A 20,280-nucleotide genomic window follows, 5' to 3' on the forward strand; every position below is an offset into this window, starting at 1 on the left:
TGTTTGCTTTATTCAGTTACAAAAACAATCTTACTTATAGTCCCGCTTATAAAATTTTGAGAAAAATCCATAACGACGTAGTGCGCGAGGCTTGGGTTTTAGTGATCCTAAATAAATAGCAAACATAGTCAATAAGGCGCCGCCCCATTGTAAGCTATTGATGGGTTTGTCCAGCCAACTGTAATCAATCACGAGAGCGGCGATAGGTTCAGTCAATAGTAATAATCCAGTCAGTGCCAGAGACAGCTTAGGAATCGAGTAGGCAATCAGACCCCATGCCAGACACTGCATCACTGTACCGTAGACGAGTACCCAGCCAATCTCAGACCATGTATTGGGCAATATATGACCAGTATCAAATACGAACATCGGTATGATCATCGCTAAAACACCGCCAATACTGATCAGCTGCATCAGCATAAAGATCGGTACAGGTTCGGTATCGTGTGTCTTACGAATAAAGGTCATTGATGCGGCCAGCATCGCGCCTGAAACAATACCAGTAACAAAGCCCCAAGTAGCAGCTGTATTATGCGCAAACTCAGGACTGCCAATCATGGCCACGCCCAACATCGCCAAAAACAAACTGATGATCTGTACGATAGATTGGCGTTCATTGAAATATAAGAACCCGATTGCAGCCAAGAAAAAGATCTGTAAGCTGTTGAGTAGGGTCGAGATACCAGGACCAACGGCATAGATACTCTCGTGCCAAAGCGCCAAATCTAATCCCAAAAAGGCACCTGATAACAAACCATAAAAAATAGCACGCCTTGACTGAGGTATTCGTTGTCCCATTATTTTGGCTAAAAAGGCAAATACGACACCTGATATGGCCAGTCGCCAAAACGACATCGCCCAGCCACCGATATCGACATGAGCGACAATCAGACTGCCCAAACCAAAAATAATACAACCAATAACCAATCCAATAGGAGCGGCGCGTGAAGAAGCAATTGCCATAAATCGTCCTTATATTATTATTTTAGTCGGCACATATGTTGGTTGACCAAAGGCATATTGTCGTGGTTTTGGGCGAGAAATGAAATGGTAAAACCAAAATTTATTTTAGTTTTAGAAAGATTGCTACGATAAGTAGTGAAAGTGCTCGAATAGAGGGCAGATACAAAGTCAAACATTCACGAGTATTAATTTCCAAAAGCTTAAGTTTTTAAGAATTTATACACTATTTGAGAGTTTATACGCTATATGGCGGTGTTGATATTTATACCACAGCGCTTATATAATCGAGTCACATCCTTACAGGAATGGCGTTGGCGTGCACATGACTATTTGTTAGTCTAATGCCCTACGATGTGGTTAGCGATCAATGTGCTATACCAAACACTCTATACTATTTGCCTAGGTCTGCTCATGCTCCGACATTTTTTGTCAAATATACCGTCAAATGTAATCTCTAAATCTTCCCTAAGAATATCGCAGTTGAGCGTTGCTATTGGTGTTCTCTCTAGTGCTGTACTTTTGATACCAAACGCACAAGCAGCCAGCTGTAAGCTTCCTAAAAGCTACTACAAAAATGTCTCCTGTACGGCTAGTAGTCGTTACTTTTTAGCAGAGAAAGACTTTGGTGCACCAGTGGCTTTGATTGATAGTAAGGGTAAAAGAGTTGTCGACTTATCACGCTATCAAAAAGTTGATGCCAATAAGATATCAGGCGGTCTACTACCTGTGCTACGCAACAGCCATGTCGGTTATCTCAATATGCAGGGCCGTGAGGTTATACCGGTAATGTACGATATGATCACAGGAAACCAAGGATGGGCGCGCCCAGTATCAGATGGGCGTATCGTGGTAAAAAAGGACGGCAACTATGGCGTTGTTGACACGTCCAACAGTACCGTTGTCTCGTTTTCAGCGACAATCGATGAGATTGATGACTATCGTAATGGTGTGACGCGCGTCCGCAAAAACAGCACAACCAGCTGGTTGGACAAAAACGGCAATGCAACTAACGATCCAAACGCTCGGAGTAGCAGTCAGACAACTAAACAACCGACCACGTCTAGCAATACCAATGTATCATCATCACAATCGGAGCGACCCACACCTAGACCCTTTACGACGTTGCAACCCCGACAGCAAGATGGAAAGTGGGGTTTTGTAGATGATAGTGGCGTTACGATGATTACCTATTCATTCGATGAAGCCCGAGCATTTTCTGAGCAATTAGCTGGTGTACGTATTGGTAATGAGTGGGGGTTTGTGAATCTTGGCGGTGAGCTGGTGATTCCTTTTCGCTTTTCTAACGATGGGGTATTGGCCAATGATAGCTACAAAGGCAAGCCGTCATTTTTATTCACGGATGGCAAAGCATGGATTGGTAACCTAAAAAATGGCAATAAGATGTGCATTGATAAAGAAGGTACTGCTATTAGCTGTGAGTAGAGCAGTGCCGTGCTTATATAAGTAGGCAAAAAAAGAGTGTAAACCCCATCAGTGATTGATAAGGTTTACACTCTTTTTCACAACAGCTATTCGTCAGCTCTTTATCATAGACAAATGGTTATTTATCTGACAAGTGATTGCTGATCAAATCGACCATATAAGGCTGATAGTACTCTGGAATATCATGCGCCATGCCTTCGATCAGATGAAACGTAGCATTAGGAATGGTCTTAGCAACTACTCGGCCTTGTGATGCAGGTAATAGCCCATCAGCGCTGCCGTGCAGTACGATAGTCGGTGCCTTGACTTGCTTACTGAAGCGACTGATAGAGCCTGATGCCAAGATCGCATTGAGCTGCTGTACAGTACCAAGGGGATGAAAGTTGCGTTGATAACGGATTTTGGCAATTTCGCGCACCATACGTACATTGACATGACCTGGCGTACCAACCGTCTTCATAAACCACACGCTATGGCGTACGATATCACGCTCAGAGTGACTCTCTGGGCGATTGATGAGCGTATATAGCTGCTTGGGCTTTGGCGGTTTTAAAAAAGCACGATTAGTTGTGGTGAACATCAGTGCCATACGCTGAACCAAACTTGGATAACGCGCGGCCACAATTTGTGCAATCATACCGCCCATAGAGGCCCCAAGCAGGTGCGTTCTACCGAGTTTTAGAACTTTAATCAGACGTGCGGTATCCTCTGCCATATCAGTCAGGTTATAGGCAACCTGAGTGCTCTTATTTGACAGACCCGTTTGTAGACGCATCATCATTTTGAGCTGGCTAATACGGGGCAGACCATCGATCTGAACTTTAGAGGACAGACCGATATCACGATTATCAAAACGAATCACAAAAAAACCAGCATCAATAAAGCGTTTGATAAAATTATCCGGCCAAAATACCATTTGCGACCCCAACCCCATAATCATTAACAAAGGTGGGTTGTTGGGGTTGCCACCAGCTTCGATACATAGCTCAATACCATCACCAATATCAATCATCGCTTGGTAGAGGTGTTTGCTAAGATCGGAGTCTCGCCATTGGTGATCCCCAAACTTTTGCCATTCAGGCGCTGGATAAAAATCTGGCGTCTTGTCTAGATCTGTGTCTGAAGTTTCACGCAATTTGGCACTATTGATGTCATCTGATTTTGTCATGAAGTGTCCTAATTAGAGGGTCGTCTATTACAGCTCAAGCATCTCAAAATCAAGCTTGCCGACACCGCACTCAGGACACGTCCAGTCATCAGGGATATCTTCCCATTTGGTACCAGGTGCAATACCTTCTTCAGGGCAGCCAAGCGCTTCATCATATATCCAGCCGCAGACAATACATTCATAACGTTTCATAAATAGTCCTATCGATCATTGCTAGTGTTATAGTGAGTCATAAACACTCATGTGTAGCATCACAGTCATCATATTAGACTGCAAAAACGCACGTAGTTTAGCATATAACCGTTATTTTCATAGTTAAGTTTACACTTGTATATTGAGATGACTTGCCTTTTATCAAGGATAGCATATGCTCTATTTTGCTGCGATGTAATACAATCTAAGGCGTCAGTCCGCAATACGAAAGCCAGTTATGCTATAATAATCGCCGCTAAATTCACAGAGTCACCCGTTATTGAACGCTGATATATGATTGACCAATTAGTATAGAAGCCATACCCATTCATCATTCAAACCAGATAAACATATAAGTTAAGGGTTAACATGAGTATTAATGCCGCCGCCGCATCTGCCACTACCGAAAATGAGACGACTACCATGCTCAACACTGACCATCCGTTTTGGCAGATTATTCGCACAGTACCAGACTTTCCAAAACCTGGCATTGATTTTTATGATATTACCCCGTTACTGCGCAGTCATGTTGATGCTGTCATCGATGCACTACTTGATGCGTTACCAGAAGGTTTGATGGATGAAGTGGACTGTTTAGGCGCTGTTGAGGCACGCGGTTTTGTATTTGCCAGTATGTTGGCAGGCCGTTTGGGTAAAGGTATGATCTTGCTCCGTAAACCAGGCAAGCTGCCACCACCTGTTGCCAATAAGGCATACGCGCTTGAGTACGGTAAAGATACGCTTGAGATGCAAAACAATCTGCCACCTGAGCGTGTACTATTGGTCGATGATATTTTGGCGACTGGTGGTACGCTGACGACAGCGTATGAGCTGTGTCAATCAGCGGAGCATACGGTAGTAGGTGCATTGGTATTATTAGATTTAGTAGATCTGCATGGCGCGTTTCCAGTCCCCGTCTATACGGTACTAAAAGCCTAAAACCAATACTAAAAGACTAAGATCAATCGCAAGTCGTTGCTGTCAGCTACAAAAAAGCGCCCTGAAAATAATCAGGGCGCTTTTTTTATGATTGGTCTAATATATTATGCTTCATCTTGTTCGTAGCTTTTGCAAGCGCGTTCAACCAGTGTGCGACCGACTGTCTTTGGTGTCGTGACTTTAAAGTCTTTGGTTGTCAGTATGGGTTTTTCTGATTGCCATGACTTGATGACCTTGTTGTCAGCACCATAATTGACATAAGCCCTTTTGTAGTAACTGGCGTCTTTGCAAGAAATCAGAAGCTGCTGGTCACTATGATGAATGTTTTTTTCTTTCACTGTATCTTTTTCTTTTTGCTTAGGATAGGTCCTTAGCATAGAGACAGTGATATTTTCGACCTCTTTTTCATCAATGATCTTGATGTCAGAGCTCTCAATAGAGTCCAAATCTAAACTAAAAACCGATCCAGAGCCGCTCTTGGACACTTCTACCCAATTGGCTGCATGGGCGCTGAACGCTAAAGCACAGCCTGCCAATAACATTGATAGCCGTTTCATACTTAAGCCTTGCTTCTTGTTATCTGAAGTCGCTCATGATAGCCAACTTACTGTGGGCAGGCAAATATCTTTTGTGTGACACCAGTGTGAATCTTGTCTCTTTTATTACCCACGGATTGCAGTTAGTGCTTTGGCAAGCTCATCACGTGCACCAATAAAGCCATCGATACCTTTAGGTAATAAGTCTTGTGTGACTTTATCTTTTTGGTAGGCGGCGCTAAATTCCTCATGGGTTAAGCTGACTTGGGTCATTGCTTGTACGTCCATTGACATAATAGGCGATAGCTGGCGTGTCACCTCAGTGTCCATGGTTGCTAGCTCATCAATGAGATTGGGCGCAATAGTTAACAAATCACAGCCTGCTAATGCCAAAATTTGCTCAGTCGAACGGAAGCTGGCACCCATTACTTGCGTTTGGTAACCATGCTGTTTGTAGTATTGATAGATGAGCTTGACTGATTGTACGCCCATGTCGTCAGAAGCTGGTACGTTTTGACGGTTCTGTTGGCGTTTTTGCCAGTCTAAGATACGTCCCACAAAAGGTGAAATCAAGGTCACGCCAGCATCTGCACAAGCGATAGCCTGATGTTGTCCAAACAACAGAGTCAAATTACAGTGAATACCTTGGGTCTCAAGATAGCGTGCTGCTTCAATGCCTTGCCACGTTGCTGCCATTTTTATCAAGACTCGCTCTGAGTTGACGCCAGCTTTTTGATACGCGTCCATAAAGGCGAGGGCTTTATCTATAGTTGCCCCAGTATCGTAAGACAAACGCGCATCAACTTCGGTTGAAACCCGTCCTTCAATCAGCTCTAAAATATCACAGCCCGCTTGAATGGTCAGTGCATCAATCACGGCATCAACGTCACCATTATGACGGCTCATCGTCTCTGATAGCATGCCTTGATTGTCAGGGTGAGTCATAGCCTTAGTAATTAGACTTGGATTGGTGGTCGCATCGATAGGTTTTAAGCGTGCAATGGCCGAAAGGTCACCAGTATCAGCAACAATGGTAGTCATGGTGCGTAGCTGTTGTAATGCGCTCATCAGGTATCCTTTTTTTTAGTAATGATGTGATGCTCCTCTTATATATAGCAGGGTAGGGAGCTGAACTGAGACTGTAACACAGTTTTGAGCATGTGTTTGCCCAGAGTTGTGCTGTGCGACGCTGTTATGTGCCTTAACTGTGCTAATATTAATGGCTATTGGTATATTTATGCGCATTTACGAATGGGCACTGACTCAAGTTTTTGTTATAGTAGAGCCGACTATATGTCGAGCAGCTGTATTTGATGATGCATATAGTATCAGCAGCAAATGACGCTAATGCGTAACTGACTTTCGAATGACTCCATCATGGGGCTATACACAAATAACATTGTATATAATCATTGATATGTAAAGACAATCAAAGCGCTTAATAGTTAAAGCACCTGACAGTTAAAACATTTAATGATTGAGGCACCTAATAATTGAGGCGCCTAGCAATTAAAGTATATAAAAGACAGTAAGATTAAGCAGTATTAACACCTAAACAATAGCAATACCTAACAGTGATAAAATCTAAAAAGGATGGGCGGTAATGAGCGAGCAGTCACCAGATCAAAATATGGACAATCTAAATCAAACCACCGCAGGCGCTAGCGATACCGCAACTGAAAAAGAGTTTTTAGACAATATTCGCCAAAATATTGACGCAGTCGACTGCGAGATCCAAACACTCATCAATAACCGCGCCAAGCTGGCTCAGCAAGTCGCTACAGTAAAGAAAAACCATATTGCCACTGATGATACCAGTAACCCTATCTTTTATCGTCCTGAGCGCGAAGCACAAGTACTAAAAGCAGTAATGGAGCGTAATACCGGTCCTATCGCTGACGAAAAAATGGCGCGTTTGTTCCGTGAAATCATGTCAGTATGCTTGGATTTAGAAGCACCGCAGCGCATTGCCTTCTTGGGACCAGTCGGTACCTTTACGCATGCCGCCGCGCTTAAGCATTTTGGTAAGGCCGCAGATACCGTGCCTATGACGACGATTACGGATGTGTTCCGTGAAGTTGAAGCGGGTACCGCGATGTATGGCGTGGTTCCTGTCGAAAACTCTTCAGAAGGGGTGGTCAATCATACCTTAGATGGATTCTTATCTTCTACCCTAAAGATCATTGGTGAAGTTGAGCTACCGATTCATCAAAACTTCTTAGTTGCTGAACATACCAAAATTGATGGCTTGAGCCGCATTTACTCACATCAGCAATCGCTTGCCCAGTGCCGCCACTGGCTAGATGTGAACTTTCCCAATGTTGAGCGCGTTGCCGTATCGAGCAATGGTGAAGCCGCCCGCCGTCTAAAAAACGAGTGGCATTCAGCAGCGATTGCAGGTGATGTGGCAGCGGCAGAGTATGACCTGCACAAGCTTTACTCAAACATCGAAGACAACCCAAGCAATACCACGCGCTTCCTAATCATCGGTCATGAAGCCATCGCGCCATCTGGTCAAGATAAAACCTCTATCGTTGTGTCAGCACACGACAAAGCGGGTGCGCTTATCGAGATATTAAAGCCTTTGTCCTATCATGGCGTATCGATGACCAGTATTGAGACCCGTCCTGAGCGTCCTAATAAATGGGCATATGTGTTCTTTATTGATATGAATGGTCATATCAATGATCCAAATGTCAGTGCGGCTATCAATGATATTCGCCCATTGGTGAAAGATTTGCGCATATTAGGCTCGTATCCAAAAGCCGTCCTATAAAATATGTAGGTAGCACTTATTGGTATGAACATACAATAAGTGGGTCTTAGATTTTAAAGGCAGTATTTAGAGACAATATCTAGGGATGAACCATGCAAGATTCTCAATTGACATCATCAGACTTATTACCACTTGTGCCTGCTTATGACAGTATTCTGGCATTAACACCTTATCAAATAGGTAAACCGATTGAGGAGTTGACCCGCGAGTATGGTGTTTCAGATGTGGTCAAGCTGGCTAGCAATGAGAATCCAATGGGGTGCTCACCGCGTGTGACCCTAGCAGTGACTGAACAATTGGGTCAATTGGCACGATATCCCGATGGCAATGGCTATTACCTAAAGCAAGCTTTGGCTGACTTTAACGATGTCAGTGCTGATCAGATTACACTTGGTAATGGCTCTGACGATTTACTTGATATTTTGGCACGTAGTTTTGTTGGTACCGATGATGCTATCGTCTATAGCCAATACGCTTTTGTGGTGTATTCGATGTTAGCGAAAATGCAAGGCGCTGTAGATATTGAAGTGCCTGCCCAGCGTTTTGGTCACGATTTAAAAGCCATGAGCCAAGCGGTTCAGGATAATCCTAATACCAAAATTGTTTTTATTGCCAACCCTAATAATCCAACGGGTACTCAGCTAGAGCAAAAGGCGTTGCGTCAATTTGTTGCTAGTGTACCACCCTCAGTGCTGATCGTATTGGATGAAGCCTATATCGAATACAGTCCTGAGAGTAATAACCGCGCACTATTAGATGAGTTTGATAATGTGGTTATCGTCCGTACGTTTTCTAAAGCTTATGGACTAGCAGGGTTGCGCGTGGGTTATGCCCTAAGCTCAGTCGCTGTTGCGCACTTATTAAACCGTATTCGTCAACCGTTCAATGTCAGCCGCGTAGGTCTAGCAGCAGCAGCAGCGGCACTTGCTGATCAAGACTTTATCGAAGAAACTCGCGTGATGAACGACGAGCAAATGCGCTGGTTAGAAAAGCAGTTTGATGCGTTAGGTCTGGGTTTTGTGAAGTCGCATGCCAATTTTATTATGGTTGAGGTAAAAGTTGAGATGGAAGATATAACTGCTGACTCCATTCATCAAGCACTACTTGAGCAAGGTGTCATCGTCCGTCCATTGGCAGCTTATGGTCTACCTAACTGGTTACGCATTACGGTAGGTTTGGCTGAAGACAATCTGCGTTTGATAGATACGCTGCGCTCTATATTGACTGAAGATTGAGCGGCTTGATAGATGGTTTCAACCAAATAATATGATAATGAGTCATTAAATTTTATAACGCTAGGGTATGCTTTATCTAAGTTTATCTTAGCGTGTTCAACGAGAAAAGCCGTGAGTCATCAGAAAAAAAACAACATTCGACCATCTTTGAATATACCCCAACCTATGTTTAAACAAGTTTGTGTGATCGGACTTGGGCTGATTGGTGCCAGCTTTGCGCAGGCCATCAAAGATAATGGTCTCAGTGAGCGTCTGGTAGCAGTGGACAGACATGCACCAAGTATTGCTGAGGCTATTGAGCACGGCTTAATAGATGCTGGTAGCGCCACCCTTCTAGATGTTGCTCGCGGCAGTGATTTGATTATCATTGCCGTGCCAGTACAGGCAGTACAAGCAGTGTTTGTCGATATCAAGCAAGCAATGGATGATAGACAGCTTGCTACCGATTGCATCATTACGGATGTCTGTAGTACCAAGGTCAATATCATTGATGCTGCAAAAGTCGTATTTGGTTCGTTGCCAGTAGGGCTAGTGCCTGCGCATCCGATTGCTGGGGCTGAAAATTCAGGGTATCATGCCAGACGCGCCAGCTTGTTTGTCAACCATAGCGTCATTGTCTGCGAACTACCGACTACCAACACAGGGTCAATCGCAAGGTTGCGTCTATTGTGGGAAGCCGTAGGTGCAAATGTGATGTCCATGCCAGCCGATCATCATGATCGTATACTGGCGCATACCAGTCACTTGCCGCATTTGCTTGCCTTTAACTTGGTTGAGCAGTTGGCGAGCCATGATGATAATTTAGATATGTTTCGATATGCCGCTGGCGGGTTTCGCGATTTTAGCCGTATTGCCGCCAGCGACCCTAAAATGTGGCATGATATATTTTTTGCCAATCAAAGCGCCATTGTGAGTGCTCTCGATGAGTATGGTGTCTATCTACAAACCATGCGCCAGCTCATCATTGATCAAGATTCAACCGCCCTGATGGGACTTTTGGGCCGTGCGCAAGCCGCACGGCGACATTTTGGCCATATGTTAGCCAGCACCCCTTATACGGATACTTCTGCCATGTCAGCTTCTTATAATATTACCCCTAGCAACACTGTCTCTGGCACCATTGCGATCCCTGGTGATAAATCCATCTCGCATCGCAGTATCATGCTTGGCAGTCTTGCCACAGGCGTGACCAATGTGACCGGATTTTTGGAAGGAGAGGATGCTCTTGCAACACTACAAGCATTCCGTGACATGGGCGTCACTATCGAAGGTCCTGACAATGGAAACTTGATCATCCATGGTGTCGGTATGAATGGTCTAAAACCAAGCAAGACCCCACTATATATGGGCAATTCAGGCACCAGTATGCGCCTGCTATCTGGTATTTTAGCGGCGCAATCGTTTGATAGTGTGTTGACTGGCGATACCAGTCTAAATAAACGCCCGATGGAGCGTGTGGCGGCACCGCTACGGTCTATGGGGGCAGTGATTCAGAGTACGGGTCACAGTGGCACCGCGCCACTGAGCATCACTGGTCGTGACACGGTCGGTAAGCCACTGCAAGGTGCTGAGTATGATATGCCAGTTGCGTCAGCGCAGGTCAAGTCTTGCTTGCTCCTAGCAGGACTGTGGGCAGAGGGTACGACAACCGTCACACAGCCTGAGGTCAGTCGCGACCATACCGAGCGTATGTTATCGGCTTTTGGTTATCCTGTGACTGTAGAAGGCAATCGTATCAGTGTCACTGGCGGCGGTACGCTAACTGGCGGTGATATTGCGGTTCCTGCTGATATTTCTTCTGCGGCATTTTTTATGGTGGCTGCTGCTATCAGTCAAAATAGCGAACTGACACTGACACAAGTCGGTATTAATCCGACACGTACAGGTATTCTCGATATTCTCAAGTTGATGAATGCAGATATTAGCCTAAGCAATGAGACCCACGTTGGCGGTGAGCCAGTAGCTGATGTGACTATTCGCAGCTCAAATCTGGTTGGTATCAACATACCAGAGCATCTCGTACCACTAGCGATTGATGAGTTCCCTGTACTGTTTGTCGCGGCTAGCTGTGCGCAAGGGCGTACCGTATTGACTGGAGCTAAAGAGCTACGCGTCAAAGAGTCAGACCGTATTGCGGTGATGGCAGAGGGCTTACAGACGCTTGGCATCGATTGTACTGTCACTGATGATGGGCTGATTATTGAAGGCAAAGGCACTGCTACTGAGAACGGCGATATAAATAACAGCCAGCCTGTTTTTGGTGGTGGTCACATTGTCTCGCATCATGATCATCGTATTGCGATGAGTTTCTCTGTTGCTAGTTTACGTGCATCCAAGCAAATTACCATTGAAGGGGTTGAGACAGTTAATACCAGCTTCCCAGGTTTTGCGACGCTTGCCAACCAAATCGGTATGTCTATTGACGTTGATCAAGTGGATACTGGTGCCCAATAGATCATCAAATGCCAGTTAGTGTCATCTTCTTGATTGACAACACAGCGCATCAATAAAAATTTAGTATTACATCGTTAGCAATGTACTCATGTCACTACTGACATGAGTACATTGCTTTTTACCTTATAATCTCACTGTAGTAACCCTGCGCTTTCACCATGATGTCGATAATAACAATCAAAACTAGGTGAGGGCGCGCTTTGCTCTAAAAAGTTGTCCTATATTATGACTACCCAAAATGTCATCAAAAAACCTGTTGCTCCCATTACTACTACCAGGCGCGGTATTATCACAGCGCTTATTGCGTTTTTTATCTGGGGCGGATTTCCGTTATACTTCAAAAAACTATCTGATTATGATGCGACTGAGATCATTGGGCATCGTATCGTCTGGACGTTTTGCTGCCTACTGATTGTGTTAGTGGCTACCAAACGCTGGGGGTGGATAGAGACACTCAAAAAGAACCCAAGATGGATTGCACTATCGCTAGTATCTGGTTTGATTATCGCCACCAACTGGCTCACCTATGTCTGGGCGGTCAATCATGACCGTATCCTTGAGGCCAGTTTGGGATATTTTATTGGACCGTTGGTAGGCGTCGCATTATCAATGATATTATTTAAAGAGCGCTTGCGTCCTTTGCAGTGGATTGCTATTGGGTTTGCACTGCTGTCTGTCGTCATTCAAGTGGTGATGATTGGCAGCCTGCCATGGATATCGTTGATTTTGGCATTTAGCTTTAGTACTTATGGCACTATTCAACGACAAACGCCATTGACTGCTGTGGACGCTATGTTTGTTGAGACGGCGATGTTGGTACCGCTATGCCTGTGGTGGTTTTGGCAGTCTGATGTGGTTAGTCACCAGCTAAGCTTTTGGTTTAGCTCAAATATTTGGCTGCTTATGATTGCAGGTCCGATTACCCTGATACCGCTGCTATTGTTTAATAAATCTACCAAGCTTGTCGCGTATAGTATCTTAAGCTTTATGAATTATCTGACACCGACGTTTATCTTCTTCTTAGCGGTATTTTATTATAAAGAACCGTTTGATTTACATCGTTTAGCAGTATTTGGGCTGATTTGGTTAGGTCTGCTATTATTTAGCATCGATCTATGGCGACATCGTCCAAGTAAAGTGTTAAAGGCGGCGCGCTTACGAGAAGAAGCTTTGCAATAGTTTTGGACAAAAGATTCATCACTCAAATAAAAATTCGCAAATAAGGATAGACGTATGTTCCATACCCAGTCTGATGTCGTATTTATAAAGGGTTTAAAAGTTGAAGCCGTGATTGGCGTTTTCGACTGGGAGCGAGCCATTACTCAGCCTTTGCTCATTGATATCGCACTTGAGACTGATATTAGCGCTGCTGCACTGTCAGATGATGTGAGTGATGCACTCAGCTATAAAGAAGTTTGCGATGATGTGAGCGAGTGGTGCAAAGAGATAAAAGCAAAGCTGCTTGAGCATTTAGCGGGTCGTATCTCTGATAAGATATTTGCAAAATATGACTGTCAAAAGATAACATTGAGCATTGCTAAACCGACGGCTATCACTCAAGCCGACGCGGTCGGGGTGCAAATAACACGCTATGCACCAGCGTCAAGCAATGAGCCAGCTACTACAGACGCTGATGACAGCCAAGCCGATGATGCATAAAACGTCGATAGATTTAAACTTAGAAACGCTGAAACAAGGTGCATCGGAGACTCTGCAAACACAGCCTGTGGTAGAGGTAGTGTTAGCGCTCGGGAGTAACTACCAATCTGACAAGTATCTACCGCTTGTTCGAAATAGCTTAGCTGCGCTAGGTAACATACGCTTATCTACAGCTTTTCAAAATCCTGATTTTACCGCAAGCTTTGAACAACCAAAGCCTGACTATACCAATCAATGTGTCCATCTAGTACTCACAATGCCAATGAGTCTGCAGCAGCTACAGCAAATCTTTAAAACGCTTGAAGGGGACTGTCATAGATGTCGACAAACTAAACCGAATCAAGTGCGCCGGGTGACAATGGATATTGATATTCTGATGATTAAATTGGCTAATATAAAAAATAGCCTAAGCGAAAAATTGGTATCTAAACCAATATCTGGTTGGATAGTAATGGCCGATCGTTATCCCTTTAAAGCGCATGAGGAAGCGGGGGTTGAAGAATTAGAGATAACCAATCTATCGTTTCCAATATTGTTTTGAAAAACAGTAATTGTTGATATGCAAACTACTGGCAATCGAATTTGTAGAGGGTGATTTGATAAAAATATTATGGTGCCTACATTCCACTGCTCTGTAAGCGCCATAATATCGTCAATTTTGAATGTTAAGTCTGAATACTTCTACTACTTTTTCTCGGTACCTGCTTCTGCTTCGTTAATATCAGCACGACCAATCACATCTAAATCTTCTAGACATAGCTTATCGTATTCTTTTTTGCAAAAATTGGGATCAATATCGCACATCGCTAACTGCAATTGATCGAGGCGATTTTCTGACTGTTGGATATGTTCAAGCATTTTAGCAAAAGCTTCTGCAACAGGGTCTTGTGAATAAGGATCGATACCATAAGCACGAAACGTATTGGTACGTTTTGCGGTAGGGGTAGTATCTTTAGTTTGATCGTTGCTGTCACCTGCTTGCGCAACTTTTTCTTGCTGCTTGGCATCTTGTACCTTAGTCGTAAGCGGGTTGCCTTTTTCATCGTGATAATCTGAGATCATACGTGCTGCACTGCCGACCATCGTTGCACCTGCTGGCACCGGTTTGACTACGACTGCATTTGAGCCAATTTTGGCATTTTTACCGACCGTAAATGGCCCCAATACTTTGGCACCAGCACCAACGGTCACGCCATCTTCTAGCGTTGGATGTCGCTTGCCATTGTTCCAAGACACCCCGCCTAGAGTGACACCGTGGTATAAGGTCACATCGTTCCCAATCTCAGCGGTCTCACCGATAACGACACCGACACCGTGATCGATAAAAAAGCGCTTACCAATCTTGGCAGCAGGGTGAATCTCGATACCGGTAATAATACGTGAGCCATAAGAGATAACACGAGCCGCCAGTTTCTGTTCATGATTCCACAGACAGTGCGCACCGCGGTGTAATATCAGCGCATGAATACCAGGGTAGGTCAAAACAACCTCCAAGCTATTACGTGCTGCAGGATCACGGGTAAATACTGCTTCAACATCTTCTTTTAGATCTTTTTTGATGCTGGCAAGTGTTTTGAACAATTTGGCTGGCACTGACATAAAGCGTCCTATCTATTTGTCTATAGAGTACCGCTGCTAACATAGCAGGGTCTCTCATCTGTGGTCATGATATTCGGATAACAATGGAAACGTATAGCCGCTAGTCTCTTAAGTTATAACAGCTTTATGCCCTAAAATATAGTAAGGCGCTATCAAATAAACTGAGGTGATGAGCAATAACTTATCTTAGTCTTTTGAGAGTTTTGCAATTACAGCACTTAATAGCTGGTACTCTTTTTGATCAAGCTGCAAACGCGACCCAAGTCGAGACAGGCGCGATGGCAATGATTTTAGATGTTCGCTGTTTGCCAGACCACGATTGATCATAAGATCCGTAGTACGCTGAGTGAGCTGTTGTAGCTGCTGTTGAGTGATAGCAGGCTCGTCCCATTGCTGACGCAAATGCACATCAAGTGTCGGCTGAGTAGTATCATCTGACTCTGTATCTAAATCATCTGCTGTCTGAACGTGTGTCTGAGCATAAGCAAAAATAAAGCTAGCGATGACTTGCACTGCGGAGGCGACATTTAGTACTGGATAGGCAGGATTGGCATCGATTTGAATGTGGTAGTCTGCATAAGCCAATTCTTCATTAGTCAATCCGCGGTCTTCACGTCCAAATAGTATAGCGATATTTGGCTTGCAAGAAGGCGCAGTAGTTAAAGTATCACCATCACCTGTACTTAAAGCTGCCTGTGCATCAATAAAGTCAAACATGATTTTGGCGGCCTGCGTGGGTGTCACGACAGGGCGAGGCAGATGACGACTGCGACTGCTAGCAGCAAATACTAACTGACAATCCGAGATAGCAGTTTCTAGGGTAGGCGCGATCGTAGCAGAGGACAACAGATCGCTACCACCTGCTGCATGTGAGACACTGGTGTCATCAATCGGTAGTTTGGGATCAACAACTGTCAAGCGAGACAAGCCCATTGTATGCATGGCACGGGCAGCCGAGCCAATATTAGCAGGCAAGGTCGTATTGACCATAACGACTTGCAAACAGTCAAGATAATCATTTACTGTATGGGTTTGTTCAGTAGGTAATAAAGCGTCATTACTCATTATTGCCCCAATCTTTGATTGATTTCTTGTTCAGCGCGTTGTAATGCGACAGCGATGTCTTCAATCAGATCTGCGTGCTCACTGATATGGCGCTCACGGCAGTGTTCTTGTAGCTCGCTGCTCAGGCGGACTAATTGAGTGGTACCTAAGTTTGCACTCGCCCCTTTTAAGGCGTGAGCTGCCTCAAAACCAGTAGCATTATCATTCTCTTGCTGGGCACTGCGTAATGTCACGATTCTTTGACGACTGTCTGTGAAATATACGTGGATTAAATCGACAAAGTCTTCTTCTAGCAAGTCACGCATGTCTTCAAACTGTTCATGATTGACAATCTCTTCATCAGTCTGACCAGTTGTATTATTATTTGTCATGTCAGTCATGGCTTTTATCCAATTGTTAAAAGTTAAAGCTATAAGATTACTATAGTAAATTTTCGAGGGTATTGTACATTTTAGCTGTAATGAAAGTGTAAATTATCTTCACTAACTAACGTCTTCAATTGTTGCAAGTTGTCATCATTTGGGTAGACACGCCAGTGCTCGGACAGTCCTACATTGGCGATGCCATATACCTCATAGATGCTTAGTCCAAGGGGTAGGCAGTTGTCATTAATAGAGGCATCCGTATTACTAAGCGCGTTGTTTGCATAGCTTTGGAGCATACTGTTTTGGTTCATTGCGTCATGATTCATATCGTTCTCTAGAGCCAATAGATCATTACCATTTTCATCATATAAGCTGCCACCCATGGCAGGGTCGTAGGCGTTACTGCCCATACCACCTTGCTCGTCTTGTTCGTTGTTATACGCCAAACGTGGTTCAGGTATAATGTCAGCTTGGGCGGATTTGAGTAATGGCTGCAAGCGCGTGAGCAGGTCAATATCACTGCCATGAACCTTGATACTGATTTTTTTGAGCCAACGCAAGCGGGCATCGACCATACTCATAGCACTATCAAGGCGCGCAAATAAGCGCCCGTCACGCTCACGGATACTGCCTTTGATGATGACGACTTCATCGATTTTCAATTGTTCTTTGACGCGATTAAATCGCTCAGCGTAGCAACTGACTTCTAGCCTTGATGTGCCATCATCTAAGGTAATCACGTTACGATTACCGAAGTTTGCGATATCTATAATGAGTCCTGCAAAATAGCAGCTGCCGTTGTAGCCAGTATCTGCCAGTTTATTGAGGCGAGCGCCTGAGGTATAGCGTTTTAACTCATCCAAGTATTCATTAATTGGATGACCCGTTAGGTACAACCCTAAAGTGTTTTTTTCCGCTTTTAGGCGATGCTTGTCACCCCAAATCAGCTCAGGCGTCATCACGAGCGGCGGCGCGGCAACGACCCCATCCATCTCACCGAACAAGTCCATCATGCCAAGCTCATTATTTTGCCGATCTTGCTCAGCAGCTTGTACCGCGCTTGGTAGCTGGCTCATCAATGCACCGCGAATCTCGAAAGCTGCATCGGCTGGTAAGTCGGGTCGTAGCGTCGCGGCAAAGTCATCAAAACAGCCTGCACTAACCAATGCTTCGAGAGTACGTTTATTGACCTTTTTGATGTCCACACGGCGGCAGAAATCATATAAGTCTTTAAAAGGTCCGTCCGTGCGACGGGCATTAACGATCGACTCGACAGCCCCTTCGCCCACGCCTTTAATCGCTCCAAGACCATAAATAATATTGGTCGGGGTATCCGCGACGAAGTGCCATTCACTGCGATTGACCGATGGATTGACCACCGTCAACTCAAAATTTTCGCGACAGTCATTGATAAAGAACACTACATTGTCGGTGTTGTTCATATCTGACGTTAATACCGCTGCCATGAACTCGGCAGGGTAGTACTGTTTCAGATAAGCCGTTTGGTAGGCGAGCACCCCGTAAGCGGCAGAATGCGAGCGGTTAAAGCCATAACCTGCGAATTTTTCCATCAGATCAAACACGCCGCCTGAGGTGACTTCATCAATGCCTTGCGAGGTTGCACCAGTCACAAAGATATCGCGCTGCTTTGCCATCTCTTCAGGTTTTTTCTTACCCATCGCACGGCGCAGCATATCAGCACCGCCTAAGCTATAGCCTGCCATTACCTGTGAGATCTGCATCACCTGTTCTTGATAGACAATAACGCCGTTGGTGTTTTCTAAAATTGGCTCGAGATTCGGGTGATCATAAATGACTTCCTCACGGCCGTGCTTACGGTCGATATACATCTCTACCATGCCTGCATCAAGTGGACCAGGACGATAGAGCGCACACATGGCGATGACATCTTCGATGTTGGTCGGCTGCAGTTTGGCCAGATACTTTTTCATGCCCATACTTTCTAGCTGAAAGACGGCTGTTGTTTTGGCATCTTGCAGTAATTTGTAGGCTTTGACATCGTCTAATGGCAAATCTTCTAAAACTAAGGCAGGCACGTTTTCTTTGACACGGCGCAAGTTGATGTTCTCAACCGCTGCGTTGATAACCGTTAAGTTACGTAGACCCAAAAAGTCAAATTTTACCAGACCGACGGCTTCGACATCGTCTTTGTCAAACTGACTGACACGGTGCCCATCATCATCACAATAAATCGCGCTAAAGTCCGTGATCTTATGCGGTGCAATCAGTACACCGCCAGCATGTTTGCCGACATTTCGGCAGACACCTTCAAGTTTAATCGCCATCTCCCAGATCTCAATGGCATCTTCATAGTCCATATTGTCAGGGTTAGAGATTAAGTCTTTAAGCTGCGGCTCTTGCTCAAGCGCTTGGCTAAGGGTGATGCCGGGTGTTTTGGGAATCAGTTTGGATATTTTATTGGCCAAAAAGTACGATTTGCTTTGTACACGTGCCACATCGCGCACCACCGCTTTTGCAGCCATGGTACCAAAGGTAATAATCTGTGAGACCGCATCACGACCATAGGTCTGCGCCACATAGTCAATCACGCGATCGCGACCCTCGATACAAAAGTCGATATCGAAATCGGGCATGGATATCCGCTCAGGGTTCAAGAAGCGCTCGAACAATAGATCGTAATGAATGGGGTCGAGATCGGTAATATTGAGCGCGTAGGCGACCAGAGACCCTGCACCAGAACCACGTCCAGGTCCAACAGGCACGCCATTGGCTTTTGCCCAGCGGATAAAGTCCATTACAATGAGGAAGTAACCGGGAAAGCCCATCGATAGAATAATATCCAGCTCATATACTAGGCGCTCGTCGTATCTTTGACGAAAGTCGCTCCAATTGTCTGTACGTGCCTCGACTGGAAAGAGCTTGTCTAAGCGCCGCTCAAGACCGCGCTGGGACTCTGCACGGAAAAACGACTCAATCGTCTCGCCTTCAGGGACAGGAAAATCGGGCAATACATTAATGCCTAGCGTCAAGGTTACATTGCAGCGGGTAGCCAAACTTAAAGTGTTGTCAACCACTTGCGGAATATCAGCAAACAGCTGCGCCATTTGGTCTTGGGTTTTTAGATACTGCTCATCTGAATAGGTCTGCGGGCGGCTGGGGTCTGCTAAGACATAAGAGCCTGCGATACACACGCGAGCCTCATGCGCATCAAAATCTTCTTGCGCTAAAAAACGCACATCGTTGTGGGCAATGATAGGAATGTTGTGCTTGGCACCTGAGTGAATGGCCGCCCTAATAAAAGCATCTTCGCCTGAGCGATTGGTACGCTTGATGGCAAAGTACAAACGATCATCAAATTTTGCTTGCCATTCAGTGAGTAGCTCATCGGCTTTTTCTGGCATCGAGCCAACCAGTGCTTGACCCACGTCTGATTTTTCGGTCAGTAGTACAATGACGCCTGCCGCATGCTCTAAAATATGACTACGCTTAATCACAGGTGTGCCATGGTTGACAGGATCAGCGCGACCTTCGGTAAACCCAAGCGACACGATACGGGTAATGTTTTGATAGCCCTCGTTGTTCATCGCAAGTAGGGTAAGGCGTGTGTCTTCATTGTCCATGATGACGTCACTACCGATAATGGGCTTGATACCCGCACCTAGGCAAGCACGGTAAAACTTCACTGTAGCGTACAGGTTAGACAAATCAGTCAGTGCCAGCGCACGCTGATTGTCGGCTGCGGCCGCTTTTACGAGCGGTTTGATACGCACGATAGAATCGGTGATGGAGTATTCGCTGTGGATGCCAAGGTGTACAAATGCCATAGAAGACTCTTACTAGTACGATCAAGAACAAGCTTTAACTATAAATAAATGATTATTATCAATCGGTTATAGCGATGTCG

At 45.0% G+C, this 20,280-nt stretch carries 17 protein-coding genes; 8 read left to right on the forward strand and 9 right to left on the reverse strand.

Features of this window, described 5'->3' with window-relative positions:
- Positions 1-30: 30 nt before the first annotated feature.
- Positions 31-963 carry a DMT family transporter gene (locus tag AC5JPT_RS01850; RefSeq protein ID WP_443524052.1) on the reverse strand — a complete coding sequence of 311 codons (933 nt, stop codon included), beginning with the start codon at positions 961-963 and terminating at the stop codon, positions 31-33.
- Positions 964-1,443: 480 nt separating this feature from the next.
- Here AC5JPT_RS01850 and AC5JPT_RS01855 point away from each other — a divergent pair, with 480 nt between their 5' ends.
- A complete protein-coding gene (locus tag AC5JPT_RS01855) occupies positions 1,444-2,406 on the forward strand; it encodes a WG repeat-containing protein (RefSeq protein ID WP_493856868.1) in 963 nt (320 codons plus the stop codon).
- Positions 2,407-2,524: 118 nt separating this feature from the next.
- Here AC5JPT_RS01855 and AC5JPT_RS01860 read toward each other — a convergent pair whose 3' ends face one another.
- Both AC5JPT_RS01860 and AC5JPT_RS01865 read right to left on the reverse strand, forming a co-directional pair.
- A complete protein-coding gene (locus AC5JPT_RS01860) occupies positions 2,525-3,574 on the reverse strand; it encodes an alpha/beta fold hydrolase (RefSeq protein WP_493856869.1) in 1,050 nt (349 codons plus the stop codon).
- Positions 3,575-3,601: 27 nt separating this feature from the next.
- Entirely contained in the window at positions 3,602-3,766 is a 165-nt protein-coding gene (locus tag AC5JPT_RS01865) for a rubredoxin (RefSeq protein WP_057759803.1), read from the reverse strand.
- Between the two features lie 423 nt (positions 3,767-4,189).
- Between AC5JPT_RS01865 and AC5JPT_RS01870 the strand changes: the two genes are divergently transcribed.
- Positions 4,190-4,705, forward strand: a complete 516-nt coding sequence (locus AC5JPT_RS01870; protein WP_443524811.1) for an adenine phosphoribosyltransferase — start codon at positions 4,190-4,192, stop codon at positions 4,703-4,705.
- A gap of 104 nt (positions 4,706-4,809) precedes the next feature.
- Here the strand turns inward: AC5JPT_RS01870 and AC5JPT_RS01875 are convergent, their stop codons facing one another.
- Together AC5JPT_RS01875 and AC5JPT_RS01880 are read right to left on the reverse strand one after the other, a co-directional pair.
- Positions 4,810-5,262 carry a surface-adhesin E family protein gene (locus AC5JPT_RS01875; protein ID WP_493856870.1) on the reverse strand — a complete coding sequence of 151 codons (453 nt, stop codon included), beginning with the start codon at positions 5,260-5,262 and terminating at the stop codon, positions 4,810-4,812.
- Positions 5,263-5,367: 105 nt separating this feature from the next.
- Positions 5,368-6,309, reverse strand: coding sequence for a transaldolase (locus tag AC5JPT_RS01880; RefSeq protein ID WP_493856871.1), 942 nt, complete (start codon positions 6,307-6,309; stop codon positions 5,368-5,370).
- A gap of 535 nt (positions 6,310-6,844) precedes the next feature.
- On the opposite strand from AC5JPT_RS01880, the gene pheA reads away from it, so the two are divergent.
- The 6 genes from pheA (at position 6,845) to AC5JPT_RS01910 (ending at position 13,906) form a co-directional block, all read left to right on the forward strand.
- Complete coding sequence (gene pheA, locus AC5JPT_RS01885) at positions 6,845-8,017, forward strand: prephenate dehydratase (RefSeq protein WP_319050389.1); 1,173 nt, start codon at positions 6,845-6,847, stop codon at positions 8,015-8,017.
- Positions 8,018-8,109: 92 nt separating this feature from the next.
- Positions 8,110-9,252 carry a histidinol-phosphate transaminase gene (hisC, locus tag AC5JPT_RS01890; protein ID WP_493856872.1) on the forward strand — a complete coding sequence of 381 codons (1,143 nt, stop codon included), beginning with the start codon at positions 8,110-8,112 and terminating at the stop codon, positions 9,250-9,252.
- A gap of 165 nt (positions 9,253-9,417) precedes the next feature.
- Complete coding sequence (locus AC5JPT_RS01895; RefSeq protein ID WP_493856873.1) at positions 9,418-11,706, forward strand: bifunctional prephenate dehydrogenase/3-phosphoshikimate 1-carboxyvinyltransferase; 2,289 nt, start codon at positions 9,418-9,420, stop codon at positions 11,704-11,706.
- Between the two features lie 225 nt (positions 11,707-11,931).
- Complete coding sequence (rarD, locus tag AC5JPT_RS01900) at positions 11,932-12,885, forward strand: EamA family transporter RarD (RefSeq protein WP_493856874.1); 954 nt, start codon at positions 11,932-11,934, stop codon at positions 12,883-12,885.
- A gap of 54 nt (positions 12,886-12,939) precedes the next feature.
- Positions 12,940-13,365 (forward strand): dihydroneopterin aldolase, encoded by a 426-nt coding sequence (gene folB / locus AC5JPT_RS01905; protein ID WP_493856875.1) that lies wholly within the window; start codon positions 12,940-12,942, stop codon positions 13,363-13,365.
- Positions 13,316-13,906, forward strand: a complete 591-nt coding sequence (locus AC5JPT_RS01910; protein ID WP_493856876.1) for a 2-amino-4-hydroxy-6-hydroxymethyldihydropteridine diphosphokinase — start codon at positions 13,316-13,318, stop codon at positions 13,904-13,906. Before folB ends, AC5JPT_RS01910 begins: the two co-directional genes overlap by 50 nt.
- A gap of 143 nt (positions 13,907-14,049) precedes the next feature.
- Here the strand turns inward: AC5JPT_RS01910 and cysE are convergent, their stop codons facing one another.
- The 4 genes from cysE to dnaE all read right to left on the reverse strand — a co-directional run bounded on the left by cysE (position 14,050) and on the right by dnaE (position 20,200).
- A complete protein-coding gene (gene cysE / locus AC5JPT_RS01915; protein ID WP_493856877.1) occupies positions 14,050-14,964 on the reverse strand; it encodes a serine O-acetyltransferase in 915 nt (304 codons plus the stop codon).
- 186 nt (positions 14,965-15,150) lie between these two features.
- Positions 15,151-16,029 carry an RNA methyltransferase gene (locus AC5JPT_RS01920; protein WP_493856878.1) on the reverse strand — a complete coding sequence of 293 codons (879 nt, stop codon included), beginning with the start codon at positions 16,027-16,029 and terminating at the stop codon, positions 15,151-15,153.
- Complete coding sequence (locus AC5JPT_RS01925; protein ID WP_493856879.1) at positions 16,029-16,409, reverse strand: Hpt domain-containing protein; 381 nt, start codon at positions 16,407-16,409, stop codon at positions 16,029-16,031. Before AC5JPT_RS01925 ends, AC5JPT_RS01920 begins: the two co-directional genes overlap by 1 nt.
- A gap of 71 nt (positions 16,410-16,480) precedes the next feature.
- Positions 16,481-20,200 (reverse strand): DNA polymerase III subunit alpha, encoded by a 3,720-nt coding sequence (gene dnaE, locus AC5JPT_RS01930; protein ID WP_493856880.1) that lies wholly within the window; start codon positions 20,198-20,200, stop codon positions 16,481-16,483.
- Positions 20,201-20,280: the final 80 nt, after the last annotated feature.

This window comes from Psychrobacter sp. H26 (assembly GCF_059073035.1).